15 protein-coding genes are annotated in these 16,309 nt (G+C 63.3%); 12 read left to right on the plus strand and 3 right to left on the minus strand.

Features of this window, described 5'->3' with window-relative positions; translation table 11 throughout:
- Positions 1-33 precede the first annotated feature (33 nt).
- From hrpB to ACNHKD_RS09380, 3 genes are all read left to right on the plus strand, one after another.
- The gene (hrpB, locus tag ACNHKD_RS09370) at positions 34-2,502 is read left to right on the plus strand and encodes an ATP-dependent helicase HrpB (RefSeq protein WP_442756775.1); all 2,469 of its coding nucleotides are present in this window, start codon (positions 34-36) and stop codon (positions 2,500-2,502) included.
- A gap of 130 nt (positions 2,503-2,632) precedes the next feature.
- Positions 2,633-3,187, plus strand: a complete 555-nt coding sequence (locus ACNHKD_RS09375) for a retropepsin-like aspartic protease family protein (protein WP_442756776.1) — start codon at positions 2,633-2,635, stop codon at positions 3,185-3,187.
- Between the two features lie 101 nt (positions 3,188-3,288).
- Positions 3,289-4,788: a phosphomannomutase/phosphoglucomutase gene (locus tag ACNHKD_RS09380; protein WP_442756777.1), complete on the plus strand. Its 1,500-nt coding sequence runs from the start codon at positions 3,289-3,291 to the stop codon at positions 4,786-4,788.
- 45 nt (positions 4,789-4,833) lie between these two features.
- Here ACNHKD_RS09380 and ACNHKD_RS09385 read toward each other — a convergent pair whose 3' ends face one another.
- From ACNHKD_RS09385 to ACNHKD_RS09395, 3 genes are all read right to left on the minus strand, one after another.
- Positions 4,834-5,547 (minus strand): TadE/TadG family type IV pilus assembly protein, encoded by a 714-nt coding sequence (locus ACNHKD_RS09385; RefSeq protein ID WP_442756778.1) that lies wholly within the window; start codon positions 5,545-5,547, stop codon positions 4,834-4,836.
- Entirely contained in the window at positions 5,547-6,170 is a 624-nt protein-coding gene (locus ACNHKD_RS09390) for a TadE/TadG family type IV pilus assembly protein (protein WP_442756779.1), read from the minus strand. Before ACNHKD_RS09390 ends, ACNHKD_RS09385 begins: the two co-directional genes overlap by 1 nt.
- A gap of 158 nt (positions 6,171-6,328) precedes the next feature.
- A complete protein-coding gene (locus ACNHKD_RS09395; RefSeq protein WP_442756780.1) occupies positions 6,329-6,805 on the minus strand; it encodes a pilus assembly protein N-terminal domain-containing protein in 477 nt (158 codons plus the stop codon).
- Between the two features lie 473 nt (positions 6,806-7,278).
- Here ACNHKD_RS09395 and ACNHKD_RS09400 point away from each other — a divergent pair, with 473 nt between their 5' ends.
- The 9 genes from ACNHKD_RS09400 to ACNHKD_RS09440 all read left to right on the plus strand — a co-directional run bounded on the left by ACNHKD_RS09400 (position 7,279) and on the right by ACNHKD_RS09440 (position 16,305).
- A complete protein-coding gene (locus tag ACNHKD_RS09400) occupies positions 7,279-7,449 on the plus strand; it encodes a Flp family type IVb pilin (protein WP_442756781.1) in 171 nt (56 codons plus the stop codon).
- A gap of 153 nt (positions 7,450-7,602) precedes the next feature.
- A complete protein-coding gene (locus ACNHKD_RS09405; RefSeq protein WP_442756782.1) occupies positions 7,603-8,109 on the plus strand; it encodes an A24 family peptidase in 507 nt (168 codons plus the stop codon).
- 261 nt (positions 8,110-8,370) lie between these two features.
- Positions 8,371-9,171 (plus strand): Flp pilus assembly protein CpaB, encoded by an 801-nt coding sequence (cpaB, locus tag ACNHKD_RS09410; RefSeq protein WP_442756783.1) that lies wholly within the window; start codon positions 8,371-8,373, stop codon positions 9,169-9,171.
- A 56-nt stretch (positions 9,172-9,227) separates the two neighbouring features.
- Entirely contained in the window at positions 9,228-10,730 is a 1,503-nt protein-coding gene (locus ACNHKD_RS09415; RefSeq protein ID WP_442756784.1) for a type II and III secretion system protein family protein, read from the plus strand.
- A 28-nt stretch (positions 10,731-10,758) separates the two neighbouring features.
- Positions 10,759-11,532 (plus strand): CpaD family pilus assembly protein, encoded by a 774-nt coding sequence (locus tag ACNHKD_RS09420; RefSeq protein WP_442756785.1) that lies wholly within the window; start codon positions 10,759-10,761, stop codon positions 11,530-11,532.
- On the plus strand, positions 11,532-12,794 hold the full coding sequence (locus ACNHKD_RS09425) for an AAA family ATPase (protein WP_442756786.1): 1,263 nt from the start codon (positions 11,532-11,534) through the stop codon (positions 12,792-12,794). Before ACNHKD_RS09420 ends, ACNHKD_RS09425 begins: the two co-directional genes overlap by 1 nt.
- 48 nt (positions 12,795-12,842) lie before the next feature.
- Positions 12,843-14,282, plus strand: coding sequence for a CpaF family protein (locus ACNHKD_RS09430; RefSeq protein WP_442756787.1), 1,440 nt, complete (start codon positions 12,843-12,845; stop codon positions 14,280-14,282).
- 23 nt (positions 14,283-14,305) lie between these two features.
- Positions 14,306-15,283, plus strand: a complete 978-nt coding sequence (locus tag ACNHKD_RS09435) for a type II secretion system F family protein (protein WP_442756788.1) — start codon at positions 14,306-14,308, stop codon at positions 15,281-15,283.
- A gap of 47 nt (positions 15,284-15,330) precedes the next feature.
- Entirely contained in the window at positions 15,331-16,305 is a 975-nt protein-coding gene (locus ACNHKD_RS09440) for a type II secretion system F family protein (protein ID WP_442756789.1), read from the plus strand.
- Positions 16,306-16,309: the final 4 nt, after the last annotated feature.

The following is a 16,309-nucleotide window of genomic DNA, read 5'->3' on the forward strand; positions in this document are numbered from 1 at the left end:
GGCGGGAGCGCCTTTTTTCTTGACCAGAGCTCGATGACCCGCCTGCAAGACGCTTTGCCCATCGACGCCGTGCTGCCCGACACTCAGTCGGCGCTGGCGAAGGCCCCCAATCTCGTGATCGTCGCGCCGCCCGGCGCGGGCAAGACCACGCGCGTCCCGCTGGCGCTGATCGGCGCGGATTGGACGAAAGGGGGGAAGCTCATCCTGCTGGAGCCGCGCCGCCTCGCCGCGCGCGCCGCCGCAAGCCGCATGGCGGCGACGCTCGGCGAGCAGGTCGGGGAGACGGTCGGCCTGCGCATGAGGCTGGAGTCCAAAGTCTCGGCGAAGACGCGCGTCGAGGTTGTCACCGAGGGCGTCTTCGCGCGGATGATTCTCGACGATCCGGCGCTGGAGGGCGTCGCCGGCGTCCTGTTCGACGAATATCACGAGCGTTCGCTCGATGCGGATTTGGGGCTCGCTCTGGCGCTCGACGCGCAGCGGGGCTTGCGCGACGATCTGCGCCTCGTCGCCATGTCGGCGACGCTCGACGGCGCGCGCGTCTCGGCGCTGATGGGAGACGCGCCGGTTATCGTTTCAGAGGGCCGCGCCTTTGACGTCGAGACGCGCTATCTCGGCCGCGACGCGCGTGAGCGCATCGAGGAGGCCATGACCCGCGCGATTCTCCGCGCCCTGCGTGAGGAAAAAGGCTCCGTGCTCGCCTTTCTGCCGGGGCAAAGCGAGATCATGCGCGTCGCTGCGCGGCTTGACGAGGCGCGGCTGGAGCGGGTCGACATTGCGCCGCTCTACGGCGCGCTCGATCGCGGCGAGCAGGACCGCGCCATCTCGCCGCCTCCAGGCGGCCGCCGCAAGGTGGCGCTGGCGACCTCCATCGCCGAGACTTCGCTTACTATCGAGGGTGTCCGCGTCGTGATCGACAGCGGGCTTTCCCGCGTGCAGCTCTATGAGCCGGATCTCGGCCTGTCGCGGCTCGAAACGGTGCGCGCCGCGCGCGCGAGCGTCGATCAGCGCCGCGGCCGCGCGGGGCGCACGGAGCCGGGCGTCTGCTACCGTCTCTGGAACGAGCCGCAGACGGCGTCGCTCCCCGCCTTCGCGGCGCCGGAAATTCTCGCGGCCGATCTCTCCGGCCTCGCCCTCGATCTCGCCGCTTGGGGCGTCAGGGATCCGGGGCAATTGAAATGGCTCGACGCGCCGCCGGCGCCGGCCTGGAAGGAGGCGCTCGCGCTCGCAATCGATCTGGGCGCGCTCGACGCCGACGGGCGGCTGACTGAAACGGGCAGGGCGTTGCGCGCGCTGCCCCTGCCGCCGCGCCTCGCCCGAATGGTGCTGGAGGCCGCGCGCCATGGCGAGGCGGAGCGGGCGGCGGAGCTCGCCATGCTGCTTTCAGAACGTGGATTGGGCGGCAATGACGCCGACCTCTCGCATCGGCTGGACCGGTTGCGGGGCGACGGCTCGAAGCGCGCGCGGGATGCAAAGAGGTTGGCGGCGAATTGGGCGCGGCTCGCGAAGACGACGACGGGCGCGTACAGCCCGAGGCCGCTCTCGGACGGCGCCCTTGTCGCCCTCGCTTATCCCGACCGCCTTGCCAAATCGCGCGGCGCCAAGGGCGACTTCCTTATGGCCAATGGCCGCGCCGCGAGCCTGCCGATTGAAGATCCGCTGTCCCGCGCGCCTTATCTCGCCGTGGCGGAACTGACCGGCCGCGCGGCGCAGGCGCGCATTCTCGCCGCCTGCGCGCTCGACGCCGAGGAGATCGAGGACATTGCGGGAGACCGCATCGAGGCGCGCGACGAGACTATGTTCGATTCTTCGAGCGCGAGCCTGCGGCGCCGGCGCTTTCGCCGCCTCGGCGCGATACGGCTCAGCGAGCAGAATCTCTCGGTCGAGCCCAATGATGAAAGCGCCCTGGCGCTCGCGCGGGGCGTCGCGACGCTTGGCGTTTCGCGCTTGCCATGGACGAAGGGGCAGGCGCAGCTACGCGACCGCGTCGCGTTTCTGCGCAAGGCGGAAGGCGAGGAGTGGCCCGATCTCTCCGACGCGGCCCTGGCCGAAAGCGTCGATGATTGGCTCGCGCCCTATATCGTCGGCCGCGCGTCGTTGAGCGACGTCAGCCCAAGCGATCTCGAGGCCGCGCTCGCGTCTCTCCTGCCATACGACCTCTTGCGACGGCTGGACGCCGAGGCGCCCGCGCATTTCGAAACCCCTGCGGGTTCGCGTTATGCGCTCGATTACGACGCGCCGAATGGTCCGCTGCTCTCCGTGCGCGTGCAGGAGCTTTACGGCCTGTCGCAGCATCCGACGCTTGCGCGCGGGCGCGTTCCGCTGACGCTGGAGTTGTTGTCCCCCGCGCATCGCCCGATCCAGACGACGCGCGATCTCCCGAGCTTCTGGGCGGGCTCGTGGAAGGAGGTGAAGAAGGAAATGAAGGGTCGCTATCCGCGCCACGTCTGGCCGGACGATCCAGCGAGCGCCGCGCCGACCACAAGGGCGAAGCCTCGGGGGTGAGCGCGGCTGCGTTTAATTCCTTTCCGGGTTTTGCTTTAAGCCGGAAGCAAAGATTTCCGCGCACAATCGCCCGCTCGAGCACCGGACGCCGTAAATGGCGTTCTCTTGCGTTTATCGATGGGGCGGCGTCATGCCCGGCACGATTCGTTTTGCGGTTTTCGCTTTTGTCGCCTGCCTGCTTCTGGCGAAAGCCCTTTCGGGCGGCTTACGTCTCGATCCGCGCTTCTCAAGCGTTCAGGCGGCGCAGCAACGCGCCGCCGCCCATGCCGCCGCGCCGGCGACGCCCATGCGCGCCGCCCTCCCGGTCAGGACGGACGAAATTCGGATTTCCGCCGATCGCGTGGGCCAGTATTCCGCCGATGTCGAGGTGAATGGGGCGCGTCTTCCCCGAATGATGGTCGACACCGGCGCAACGCTCGTCGCGCTTTCCTATGAGGACGCTGCGAGCGCCGGGCTCTTTCCCGCGCCAGCGGATTACAAATACATGGTCAACACCGCGAATGGCGTCGCCCATGTCGCGCGCGTCCGGCTCAACGACGTTCGCCTCGGCAATATCGTGGTTCACGACGTCGATGCGGTCGTCGGCGAGCGCGGCGCGCTCTCGGGCAGCCTGCTCGGCATGACTTTCCTCTCGAAGCTTTCGAAATTTTCCGTGGAGTCGGGAACGCTCGTGCTGAAGCAGTAGGCGCCGGCTCGGGGGCCTCAAGGTCGAGCGTCAAGCGGATTTGGCCCCTTACTCGCGACGGTGTAAACCCTCCCCGTCGTGAGATCGCGCAAGGATCGCCAATGTTTCCCCAGCCCGTTTCCAGCCTGAGCCCGAACACTTTTGAATATGAGCAGAAACCGCTCGTAAAGCCCACGGGCTTCCGCGAATATGACGCCCGCTGGCTGTTCGGGCCGGAGTTGAATCTGATGGGCGTGCAGGCGCTGGGGATGGGTCTCGGCACGCTGATCCACGAGATGGGGGTCGCCCCGGATATCGTCACCGGCCACGATTACCGTTCCTATTCCGCCTCCATCAAGCTTGCTTTGGTGGCGGGGCTCTTGGCTTCCGGCGTGCGGGTGCGCGACATCGGCCTCGCTCTGTCGCCCATGGCCTATTTCGCGCAGTTCGACCTCGACGCGCCGGCCGTCGCCATGGTCACGGCCTCGCATAACGACAATGGCTGGACGGGCGTGAAGATGGGCGCGCAACGCCCCGTGACTTTCGGTCCGGAAGAGATGACGCGGCTGAAGGAGATCGTGCTCTCCGGCAAGTTCCGCGAGGCGGGCGGCGGCTCCTATCGCTACGTCGAAAATTTCGGCGCGCGCTATCTCGACGATCTGTGCCGGCGTCAGAGTTTCGCGCGCAAGATGAAGGTCGTCGCCGCCTGCGGCAACGGCACAGCGGGCGCCTTCGCGCCTCAGATGCTGGAGCGTCTGGGTTGCGAGACGATCCCCCTCGACGTGACGCCGGATTATACTTTTCCGCGTTACAACCCGAACCCTGAAGATATGGAGATGTTGCACGCCATCGCCCACAAAGTGCGCGAGACGGGCGCGGATGTCGGGCTCGGCTTCGACGGCGACGGGGACCGCTGCGGCGTGGTTGACAATAACGGCGAAGAAATCTTCGCCGACAAGATCGGCGTGATGCTCGCGCGCGATCTTTCCAAAGTCTATCCGGGCGCGAAGTTTGTCGTGGACGTGAAGTCGACCGGCCTCTTCGCGACCGATCCGGAACTCGTGTCGCGAAACGTGCACACGGAATATTGGAAGACCGGCCACTCCTACATCAAGCGCCGCGTGAACGACCTTAATGCGCTTGCCGGCTTCGAGAAATCGGGCCACTTCTTCTTCAACGCGCCCATCGGCCGCGGCTATGACGACGGCCTGCTGACGGCGGTCCATATTCTGGAAATGCTCGACCGCAACCCTGGCAAGAGCATGTCGGACCTCTATAGCGACCTGCCCAAGACCTGGGGCTCCCCGACCATGTCGCCGCATTGCGACGACGAGAAGAAATATGACGTGGTGAAAAAGGTCACGGCGCGGATCGAGGGCATGAAGGCGCGTGGCGAGCGCTTGCTCGGCCAGCCGATCCGCGACGTCGTGACGGTGAATGGCGTGCGCGTGACAGTCGCGGACGGGACATGGGGTCTGGTGCGCGCTTCGTCCAACAAGCCCGAGCTGGTTGTCGTGGTCGAGAGCCCGGCGTCGGAGGCGAGGATGCGGGACATGTTCGCCGCGATCGACGCAATCCTGCGCGAGAATCCGGAAGTCGGCGCTTATAATCAGACCATCTAACGGAAAGCGAGCGCCGGCGGTTGGCTCCCGGCGCTTTGGCTTCCCTCACGGCGTGGGCGAATTGCAGTTCGTCCCCGACGTCATGAAATATTGGATGTGGGGCGGCACATAGGTATTGCGCACGGGCGAATAGGTCGTGCGCTGCATCGTCCAGGTCGGCGGCGAGCCCCATTTGAAGAACTCGAAATGCACGCCCGGCGAATACTGGTAGACGACATCGGCGATGATGAGCGGACCTACGGGCGGCGTGACGCCGTTGGTGACCTGCACGTAGCTCGGCGGGATCGTCGTTACCGAAACCGGTGGCGGGTTTGACGGCGACAGAACCTGACACGGGCGCGCCGTCGCGCCGTTGCGCGTCACGGTCCAGTTCGTCTTGGCTTGCCAGTTGCTGGGGCTCGGGGAGGTGATGTTGATTTCCGAAATCGTCATTTTCAGATTGGCGACCGGCAGCGGCGCCATCAGCGTGTTCGCCGCCGAGAAGATCGAACTGATATCAGTCTCGCTCAGGCCCGCCTGGCCCTTCGCGCACGTCGTCGCCGAGCTGCCGGCGGCGGGGTTGGGACAATCAAGTTTCTGCGCGGTGAGATCGGCGAGCGTATGCGCAACCAGATCGAGCTTCTGCGCCGCGCGCATGCCGCGCGACAGCTCGACGAGCCCCATATAGATCATCAGCATGAGCGGCAGGATGAGGGCAAATTCGACGGCCGCGATGCCGGATTCGTTTCGTTGCAGCCTTTTGGCGGGAAGCTTGATCATCACGGCTCCACGCGAAAGGCGGCGATGCCCATGAGCATATAGGTCCATGCGCTGTTGTATTGCGTCTGGCCGGCGCGGATCTGACCGATGGTGTTGCCGGTAAAGACGCCGCCGCCCAGCATGCCGAAGATCACGGTCATCGGGTATACGATGCGTACGATTGCGATCTGCCCGGCCGCCGGCATGTTGATGACAGACGAGCGGGCGTTCGGCGTGCTGTAAAAGCTGTTTCCGGTATCGGCGGCTCCCCAGCTCGGGGGGCTGCGGATGTCGACCAGAAGCTTCGAGCAATCGAACATCGTCGACAATGTGCCGAGTTTCACCTTGCCGCTCGCCTGCCATGTACAGACATTATTGTCGATGAATTGCTGGTAGGTCATGCCCGACGCCGCGCTGTGCGTGAGCACCGCGCGGCTTGCCGTTTCCGTCGCCATCTGCAGTTGGGCGGTACGGAAATAAATCGAGCCGGTCTCGAAAATAGCGCCGAGCAAACCGAGGAAGGGCACCGAGATCATCGCGAATTCGATCGCCGTCGTGCCTCGGATGTCGGCAAGAAAGCCTTTCCCGCGCATTCGCTTCGCAAGCAGCGAAAGTCGTGTCATGCAATGATTGGCGGTCGTCATGTTTCTACCCGATAGCGTCTCGGGCGAAGCAAGAGGCTCTGCCCGGCGCTATCTGGAAAAAATGAGGCCTAACGGTTGCCGGGCCGTTACCGAATTGTTCGACGCTCCCCACTTCGCGGGGAAGATTTTCTCTCTTGGTTACCACGAGCGCTAAAGATTTATCGGCGCGTGGAGGATGCGGCGCTGTCGTGAGCCTTCACGGCTTCGATGACGCCGTTCATGTAATTCACGTCGTCCGCGAGATCGACCGTCTTGGCGCAGCGGGGGTTGCACGATACCGACTCCCGGTGAGGGCCGCGTTGCACTACGACCTTGTCCTCTGCGGGGACGACGGTGACGATCGACTCTCCGACCTGGGCGCCGGACTTGTCGAGCACGATAAGGTTGGTTGTGCCGAAGCTCTTTCCTGTGATGACCATGAGCTGGCTGTTCTTCAGCATGGTGACGTCGGCGATTAGCGGATTGCCGATGACGAGCGTGGACGCGCCCTGGGGGATTTTCACGATGCGGGCGTAATCGATATCAATGCGTATCGCGCGCTCATTGGCGGAAGCGTCGGAGAGCGCGGCCCGCAGGCCGGCAATGCCGAAGGCCAAAAGCAGGGCCCCGCGGAAGAGAGACGTAACAAAGGTCATGCGGTTCACCTTGCAGCGCAGTCGCTCGGCGCCTTTTTGCGGACTGGACGAAGCCGTCGCCCGCATCTCAGAAACCGTCGGGACGTTTCGGCGGCCGCGTCGGCAAGGGGCGGAATCCCCTCGCGCTACGGGTTGAATGAAATAAAGCAGCTAATGGTGAACGATTGCTGAAAGGCTTTTTATGCAATCCGCCCAGGCGCCTTCCCTTGCTGAGGAAAAGCTAGCGATCGCAAGGCTTAGCTGCAGCTACCGGCGCACTCCGGCGACGATGGGCAGGGGAGGGGATGGTTCGTCGTGCTCTATCTCAAGTTGAATTCTGTGAGGAATGAGGCAGCGCGTCGAGGAATTGGGCGGTTTGTCGCCGGCGTAATCAACGAACTCGAAAGGTTTGGGCTCTAGCTTTCGAAACGTTCAGTCGAACCGCCGAACGGAGCGGGTTCGGCGAATGTGAAAACTCAGTTCGGAGCAGAACTATGAACAAGATCTTCGCGCGTTTCGTTAAGGATGAGTCGGGCGCCACCGCGATTGAATACGGCCTGATCGCCTCGCTCATCGGCGTCGCCATCATCGCCGGCGTAAAGGCCCTCGGCACCAGTCTGTCGAGCACCTTCGCCGCGGTTTCGGGCAACCTCACCACCCAGTGATCGACTGATCGGCCGGAAACGCATCAGCGGCCCTGGAGACGGGGCCGCAGATGTTTTGAGAGGCCCGGCGCTGCTTAACGGCTGGTTAACAGCTGGACTTTACGCCGCCGAATTTGCGCTTGAGGCGCGGACGGCGTCAACCGGGATGGTTCCATGATCGAGGCCATGGCGTTCATCGTCTTTCCGACACTGATGTTCTTCGCCGCCTTCTCGGACCTTCTCACCATGACGATCCCGAACCGGGTGTCGTATATTCTGATCTTCGTCTATTTCTCTGTCGCCGCCTATCTGCCGCTTCCCTGGGACGCGCTGGTCGTGCATGTTTCCTGCGGACTCGCGGTTCTCGCGCTTACCTTCGCCATGTTCCAATTCGGATGGGTCGGCGGCGGCGACGCAAAGCTGGCTTCCGCCACGGCCCTCTGGCTGGGCTGGGAGAATTTGCTGGATTATGGTCTTGTTGCGTCGCTGGCGGGCGGCGTGCTCACCGTCGTCATCATGGCGATGCGTTGGAACGAGCTTCCGACGCGGCTGGCGTCGATCGACTTCGTCGCGCGGCTTGCGAAAAAAACGAACGGCGTTCCCTACGGGGTCGCGCTCGCTATTGGCGGCCTTATGGTCTATCCGCAGTCACTGCTCTGGTTCAAGCTCTCCGGGATCTGAGCGTTCGAGCCGGCGAGCCGTGAATTGGACCGCGATCCAGGCGCCGCCCTTAACATGATATTCTTAAGATCGGCCCCGCCGCCAATCGGCGGCCAGCCGAGCGGCGCCAGCGCGTTAAAGCCGCATAATTCAACTCGATGACGTGCATTATCGAGCTTCTCAAATAACTACGACTTGTAACGTCTGATTAACCCTAATTTGACGTTTATCCGGTTGAATTGTGTCCGACCTCGATTTGGCGGGGGGTTGGATATTGCAACGATGAACAAGGCACAAATCGCAGTTCTCGCAGTCGCAGTCGCCGCGGGCGGCGCCGCGTTCATGATGATGAACGGCTCCGCTCCGCCGCCGCCGGTTCAGGTCGTCGCGCCGCCGACCGTCAATCTCGATCAGGTGCTCGTCGCGACGCGCGACCTGCCTTACGGCGCCGAAATCACCGATGCGGACACCAACTGGATCGATTGGCCGAAAAGCTCGATTCCGGTCGGCGCCCTCTCCAAGAGCGAAGCGCCGAACGCCAAGGAAGACATCAAGACCGCCTATGTGCGCATTCCAATCTCGGGCGGCGAGCCCGTGCGCAAGGATCGTCTGATCAAGGGCGTGACCGCCGGTCTCATGTCGACCATGCTGTCGCCGGGCAAGCGCGCGATCGCCATCGACGTGACGCTCAACAACACGGCGGGCGGCTTCATTCTTCCCAATGACCGCGTCGACGTGATCCGCACCTATCGCGATACGGAAGCAACGAAGGACCTTGGCCACGAGGTCTACGGATCCGAGGTCGTGCTTTCGAATGTGCGCGTCCTGGCCATGGGTCAGACGATCGAGAAAAAGGGTTCCGAACCCGTCGTCACCGGCTCCACTGCCACGCTTGAACTCGATCCCCGCCAGGCGGAGCTCGTCGTTCTCGCGCAGCGCACCGGGCAGCTTGTTCTGTCGCTGCGCCCAATCACCGACGCGATCGTGAAGGATGCGGCCGCCGAGGCGCCGGACGACTCCGGCCAAGAGGATACGCTGACCGTCGTCAAGCACGGCGTCTCCGCGAACCTGCGAATGAAGTGAGCGCCCCGATGATCTGCAAATCTCCACGATTCACGAAAATGCGAGGAGCGCCGCAAATGAGCCGCTTGATGCAGAACCTGGCCGGCGCCGCGGCGGCGGCGATTGCGCTCGCGACGACGGCCGCTCCCGCGCCGGCTTCCGCGCAGGGACCCTATCCGGCGGGAATCGAAGCGGATGCGAGCGCGGCGCTCGCGCGTCGTATCTCGATGGGTTCCGGTAAGTCGATGATTGTCGACCTGCCGCGCGACGCGGCCGAGCTCGTTATCGGCAATCCGAAAGTGGCCGACGCCGTCGTGCGGACGCCGCGCAAGCTCTATATCATGGGCGGGGAGGCCGGTCAGACCACGATCATCGCGCTCGACTCGGCCGGGCGCCAGGTCGCCAATCTCGAGATCAGCATCGGCCGGGACGTGGGCGAATTGATGCCCCTGTTGAAAGCTGCGCTTCCGAAGTCGAACATTGTCGCCCGCACCGTCAACGACATTATCATCCTGACGGGCTATGTCGGATCGGCAGGAGAGGCGCAGCGCGCGGTCGATATCGCGAAAGGCTTTGCGTCGCGCGCAAGGGGCGGCGCCTCCTCCTCCGGCGGCGTTCAGCCGTCCTCCCAGATCGGCGGCGTCGGCGGGTCGGCGGACGGCAACGTCATCAACGCCATGACCATTCGCGGCGAAGAGCAGGTGATGCTCAAGGTCACTGTCGCCGAGGTTGAGCGCAAGGTCATCAAGCAGCTCGGCTTCTCGGCGCAGTCCGGCGGCGACACGCTGTTGCAGGGCGGCTGGGGCAGGCTCATTTCCGAGAATCCCTTCGCCGTCAATCCGATCGTCTCGAATACCGCGCTCATCATCAACGGCCCGAACGATACGCGCGCCACTCTGAAAGCGTTCGAACGTTACGGCGTCACGCGCGTTCTCGCGGAGCCGACCGTCACGGCGATCTCCGGCGAGCAGGCGAAAATGCTCGTCGGCGGCGAGATCGCCGTTCCTGGATCCGGCGCCTGTACGGTATCGACCGGCGGCTTCCAGCCCGTCTGTACGCCCGGCATCGTTTTCAAGCCTTATGGCGTGTCGCTGAACTTCATCCCGGTCGTTCTGTCGGAGGGACGCATATCGCTGCGCCTCGCCACGGAAGTGACCGAGGTCGACGTGCAGAACAGCTTCACCTACGCCAACGTCACGGTTCCAGGCTTCAAGACCCGCAAGAACGAAACGACGGTTGAGCTGCCGTCCGGCGGTTCGATCGCGACGGCGGGCCTGCTCACGCAGAAATCCGCGCAGGCCATCACGGGCGTTCCGGGTCTCCTGAACCTGCCGATCCTCGGCGCGCTCTTCCGCTCGCGCGACTATCTGCGCAACGAAACGGAGCTGCTGGTCGTCGTCACGCCTTACATCGCGCGCGCGCTGACGCAGCAAGAGGTCGCCAAGCCGGACGACAATCTCGCCGATGCGAGCGATCCGCAGGGCTGGCTGCTCGGCCGCGTCAACCGGATTTATTCCACGCGGAGCAATCCGCAGATGATGCAGAACTTCAAGGGCCGCATCGGCTTCATTCACGACTAACGCGCGACGGCCGCGAGGGATCACGACTATGTCCACCGATATTGAAATCGCGAAGACGCGCGGCGGCTTCGCAGGCGGCAAAAGGCGGCGGGATGCGCTTCGCGCCGGCAGAGTTTTCGCGCTGCTGCTGGCGACGCCTCTCGGCGCCTGCGGCGTCAATCGGACCCTTCCGCCGCCGGTCACGCCCTACGATTATCATGACAGGCATCCCGTTGTTCTCAGCGACTCTCCGCAGGTTCTCGACATCTTCCCGTCGACGCTGCATGGACGCCTCGACGTCCAGACGCAGGGCCGTGTTCGCGAATTTGTGGCGCGTTACGCGGAATTCGGCCACGGCCAGGTGACGATGCTGACGCCGACCGGCAGCGCCGCCGCTGCGGCAAGCGCCGGCGAGGCAAACGCCGTGCGTCACGCGCTCGCCTCGGCGGGCCTTCGCGGCAACATCATGATGGGCACCTATCCGGTGACCGATCCGAAGCTCGCCGCGCCGATTCGTCTTTCGTTTCAGTCCATCAAAGCCAAGGTGGCGGATCGCTGCGGCGAATGGCCGAGAGATCTCGCTTCCGGCTCGACCGTCGACGGCTGGCAGAACGAATCCTATTGGAATTTCGGCTGCGCTTCTCAGGCGACGCTCTCGGCGCAGGTCGCCGACCCGCGCGACCTCGCCAATCCGCGGGCCGAAACCCCGTCCGACATCGAAACGCGCATGCGCTCCATCAACAAGATGCGCAACGGCCAGGATCCAAGCACGCTTTGGCGTCTCAAGGCATCCGATATCAGCAATGTGGGTGGGGGCTCGTAATGTCCGATACAGAAGTCGAGCGCGCGTCGCAAAACGATCCCGCGAACCTGATCGCGCCGGTCCCGCGCATTTCGATTCAGGCGTTCTGCGAGTCACAGGATATTGCCGGCGTTATCGAAAGCGCGGCGAGCGACCGCCGCATGAGCAAAGCCCATGTGAAAGTTCACATGGGCGGCATCCCCGCGGCGATCGAGGCCTATCGCACGGCGCCGACGCCCAATCTGATCGTGATCGAAACCTTCTCCGATCGCGCCACGCTCATCGACCAGTTGGAAAGCCTGGCGGAGTTCTGCGACGCCGGCACCAAGGTGATGGTGGTCGGTCACGAGAACGACATCGCGCTCTTTCGAGAGCTGACCTCGCGCGGGGTCAGCGACTATGTCGTCGCGCCCATCGAGGTGCTTAGCTTCATCTCTCAGGTTTCTCATCTCTATAACGGCCCGTCCGCGGAGCTTCTCGGCCGCACGATCGCGGTCGTGGGGGCGAAGGGCGGCGTGGGCGCTTCGACAATCGCGCACAATGTCGCGTGGTCGATTTCGCGGCTGCTGGAATATCAGTCCGTGATCGTCGATCTCGATCTGCCCTTCGGGACGGCGGGGCTGGATTTCAATCAGGATCCCCCGCAGGGCGTCGCGGACGCGGTCTTTTCGCCTGAGCGTCTGGATACGGCCTTCGTCGATCGTCTGCTGTCGAAATGCAGCGACACGCTCAGCATTCTGGCCGCGCCGGCGACGGTCGATCGTCTCTACGATCTGCCGGAACAGGCTTTCGACGCGACGCTCGACATTCTTCGCTCCACGACGCCATGCTCGATCCTCGACGTCCCGCATCAGTGGTGCGGTTGGACGAAGCGCGTGCTTGTGGCTGCGGATGAAGTCGTGATCGTGGCAGCGCCCGATCTCGCCAATCTGCGCAATACGAAGACGATCATCGACTCGCTGCGCGCCGCGCGGGTGAACGATCATCCGCCGCGCGTGATCCTGAACATGGTCGGCGTTCCGCGTCGCCCGGAGATTTCGCTCTCGGAATTCGCCAAGGCGATCGAGATCGAGCCCTTCGGCGTCGTGCCCTTCGAGCCCAAACTCTTCGGTACGGCCGCGAATAACGGCCAGATGCTCGCCGAAGTCGAGGCCGGTTCGAAGATCGTCGAGACGCTCGACGATATTGGTCGGACGCTGATGGGCCGGGTAGCGGCGCGGCGCGTCAAGAAGACTCTTCTCACGCCCCTTCTCGAGCGCTTCGCCCGCAAGAAGGCGAGCTGAGGCCGGTCAGGGCGAGATGTGGCGCAGGTAACGCAAAGGTAATCGGCAATGTTCGGAAAGCGTACGAATGTCGGCGATATGGCGGCCCGTCCGCGCGGTCCCGCCGCTTCAGCAGCGGCGGTGAAGCCGCAATTGCCGTTGCCGGCGGCGCCGATCGCGGAACCTCCGGCGGTCCAATCGACCCCGCCGGAGCAAAAGAAGTCCGAAGAATATTACGTCACGAAAAGCGTCATCTTCGGCGCTCTCATTGAGGCGATCGATCTCGCTCAGCTTTCCAAGCTCGATCCCGAGAATGCGCGTGAGGAAATTCGCGACATCGTCAACGAGATCATTGCAATCAAGAACGTGGTGATGTCGATCGCCGAGCAGGAGGAACTGCTCGACGACATCTGCAACGACGTTCTCGGCTATGGTCCGCTGGAGCCATTGCTCGCCCGGGACGACATCGCGGACATCATGGTTAACGGCGCCTTCAAGACCTATATTGAGGTCGCCGGCAAGATTCAGCTGACGAACATCCGTTTCCGCGACAATTCGCAGTTGATGAATATCTGCCAGCGCATCGTGTCGCAGGTCGGCCGTCGAGTCGACGACGCTTCCCCAATCTGCGACGCGCGCCTGCTCGACGGCTCCCGCGTCAACGTCATCGCCCCGCCCTTGGCGATCGACGGACCGGCCCTCACCATTCGTAAATTCAAAAGGGATAAGCTCACCCTTGACCAGCTCATCAAATTCGGCGCCATTTCGCCCGAAGGCGGCGAGGTCCTCAAGATCATCGGCCGCGTCCGCTGCAACGTGCTGATCTCCGGCGGAACGGGCTCCGGCAAGACGACGCTGCTCAACTGCCTGACCAACTATATCGACGGCGACGAACGAGTCATCACCTGCGAGGATGCGGCCGAGCTTCAATTGCAGCAGCCGCATGTTGTGCGCCTCGAAACGAGGCCGCCGAACCTCGAAGGGCAGGGCGCCGTCACCATGCGCGACCTCGTCAAGAACTGCCTGCGCATGCGTCCCGAACGCATTATCGTGGGCGAGGTTCGCGGACCGGAAGCTTTCGACCTTCTGCAGGCCATGAACACGGGTCACGACGGGTCGATGGGCACGCTCCATGCGAACTCCCCGCGCGAAGCCCTGGGCCGTCTCGAGTCGATGATCACCATGGGCGGGTTCTCGCTGCCGGCGAAAACCATCCGCGACATGATCGTTTCCTCGATCGACGTCATCATTCAGGCTGCGCGCTTGCGCGACGGTTCTCGCCGCATCACGCACATCACGGAAGTGATGGGTCTTGAGGGCGACGTCGTGACCATGCAGGATCTTTTCGTTTACGAGATCCTCGGCGAGGACGCGAACGGCAAGATCATCGGCCGGCATCGCTCGACGGGCATCGGCAGGCCGCGGTTCTGGGAGCGCGCGCGCTACTATAGCGAAGATGATCGGCTCGCCGCCGCTCTCGACGCCTCCGAAGTGCGCGACGAGGGATAACAGGAAAGTCAGGAGTGCGATCGATGGATCGGCAGCTCATCGCCGTCTTGCTGACCGGACTCGCCGTCGCGAGTCTGATGTACGCCTTTGTCTATCCCTACCTTTCGGGAGACATCAAAGCCCAGAGGCGTCAGAAGGCGCTGATGAGCGGCGCGTCGGATCGTGGCGGCGGCGGCAAGGGCGGCGTCGATCCGGTGAAGCGCCGCAAGGCGATCGCGGAGAGCCTGAAGGAAATCGAGGAGAAGAACAAGAAGAAGCGGATCGACCTCGAGCAACGGATCACGCAGGCTGGGCTTGCCTGGAGCAAGCAGGCCTTTATCATGGGCTCCGTGATTTTCGGGATTGTTTTGGGTTTCTTCGTTTTTGTCGTCAATGGCGACGCCTTCGTGGCGGCGGGCGCCGTGGCCGTTGGCGTTTTTGGGCTTCCGAACTGGATGTTGAGCTTTCTGCGGAAGCGCCGCATCAACAAATTCATCGAGGAGTTTCCCGTCGCGATCGATGTCATCATTCGCGGCGTCAAAGCAGGTCTTCCTGTGGCGGACTGTTTTCGCATAATCGCGAGCGAAGGCCAGGAGCCCGTGCGCGGCGAATTCCGGCGCATCGTCGAATCCCAGACGGTCGGTCTATCGATCGGCGAAGCCGTGGAGCGCTTTGCAGAGCGCGTTCCCGTGCCGGAAGCGTCCTTTTTTTCGATCGTCATCAACATCCAGCAAAAGGCCGGCGGAAATCTGTCGGAGGCGCTCACGAATCTTTCCCGCGTGTTGCGCGACCGCAAGAAGATGAAAGGCAAGGTGAAGGCCATGTCCGCCGAAGCGAAATCGTCGGCGGGCATTATCGGCAGCCTGCCCTTTCTTGTCGGCGGCGCCGTCTATCTTACGACCCCGTCCTACATGGCGGTCCTGTTCACCACGAACATCGGAAAGATCATCATCGCCTGCGGCCTGCTTTGGATGGGCATCGGCATCTTCATCATGCGTAAAATGATCAACTTCGACATCTGACGGAACCGAAGAACAAAACATCGGTTGGATCGGCGAGGCTGGGCGGGATGAACGAAATTATCGAAAAGATCACAAGTACGCAGTTCGCCGTCAGCGCGCTGACGTCGATCGCAGTCATTGCGACGATCATCACGCTGGCCATGCCGCTTCTCAGCACGGATTCGCTCGACAAGCGCATGAAGAGCGTCTCGAGCGAGCGCGAGCGCATTCGCCAACGCGAGCGGGCGCTGGCAAAAAGCCAGCAGAGCAAGGGCCTCCGTCATGAGCCGAAGGCCTATATGAAAAATATCGTGGAGAAGTTCTCGCTCTCCACATGGCTCAATACGGAAGACGCCAAGACCAAGCTCGCATCGGCGGGCTTCCGCGGCCCGCAGGCTGAAATCGCGTTCCTGTTCTTCCGCCTCGTCTCGCCCATCGTCTTCTTTTTCGCTGCGCTGTTCTACGTCTTCTTTCTGGGCGACCCCGAGATGAGCGGGCTGATGCAGATCGCGATCGTCATCGGCGCGACCTATCTTGGCATCAAGGCGCCGGAGCTTTTCATCAGCAACACGATCGCAAACCGTCAGATGTCGATGCAGCGCGCCTTTCCCGACGCCCTCGACCTGATGCTGATTTGCGTGGAATCGGGCATGTCGATCGAGCACGCCTTCCGCAAGGTCGGTCAGGAGATCGGCGCGCAATCGATTCCGCTCGCGGAGGAGTTCGCGCTCGCGACGGCGGAGCTTTCCTATCTGCCCGACCGTCGCACGGCGTACACCAATCTCGCCGCGCGCACGGGTCTCGAAGGCGTCAAGCAAATTTCAACCGTGCTCATTCAGGCCGAAAAATACGGCACGCCGCTCGGCCAGGCGCTGCGCATCACGGCGCAGGAAAGCCGCGACATGCGCATGATGGAGGCGGAGAAGAAGGCCGCCGCCCTGCCGCCGAAGCTGACCGTGCCGATGATCGTGTTCTTCCTGCCGGTCCTCATGGTCGTGGTGCTGTCGCCCGCCGCCATCCAGGTGATGCAGACCGCCGGCTAGGCGG

The organism is Methylocystis sp. JAN1 (assembly GCF_052186135.1).
Lineage (GTDB): Bacteria > Pseudomonadota > Alphaproteobacteria > Rhizobiales > Beijerinckiaceae > Methylocystis.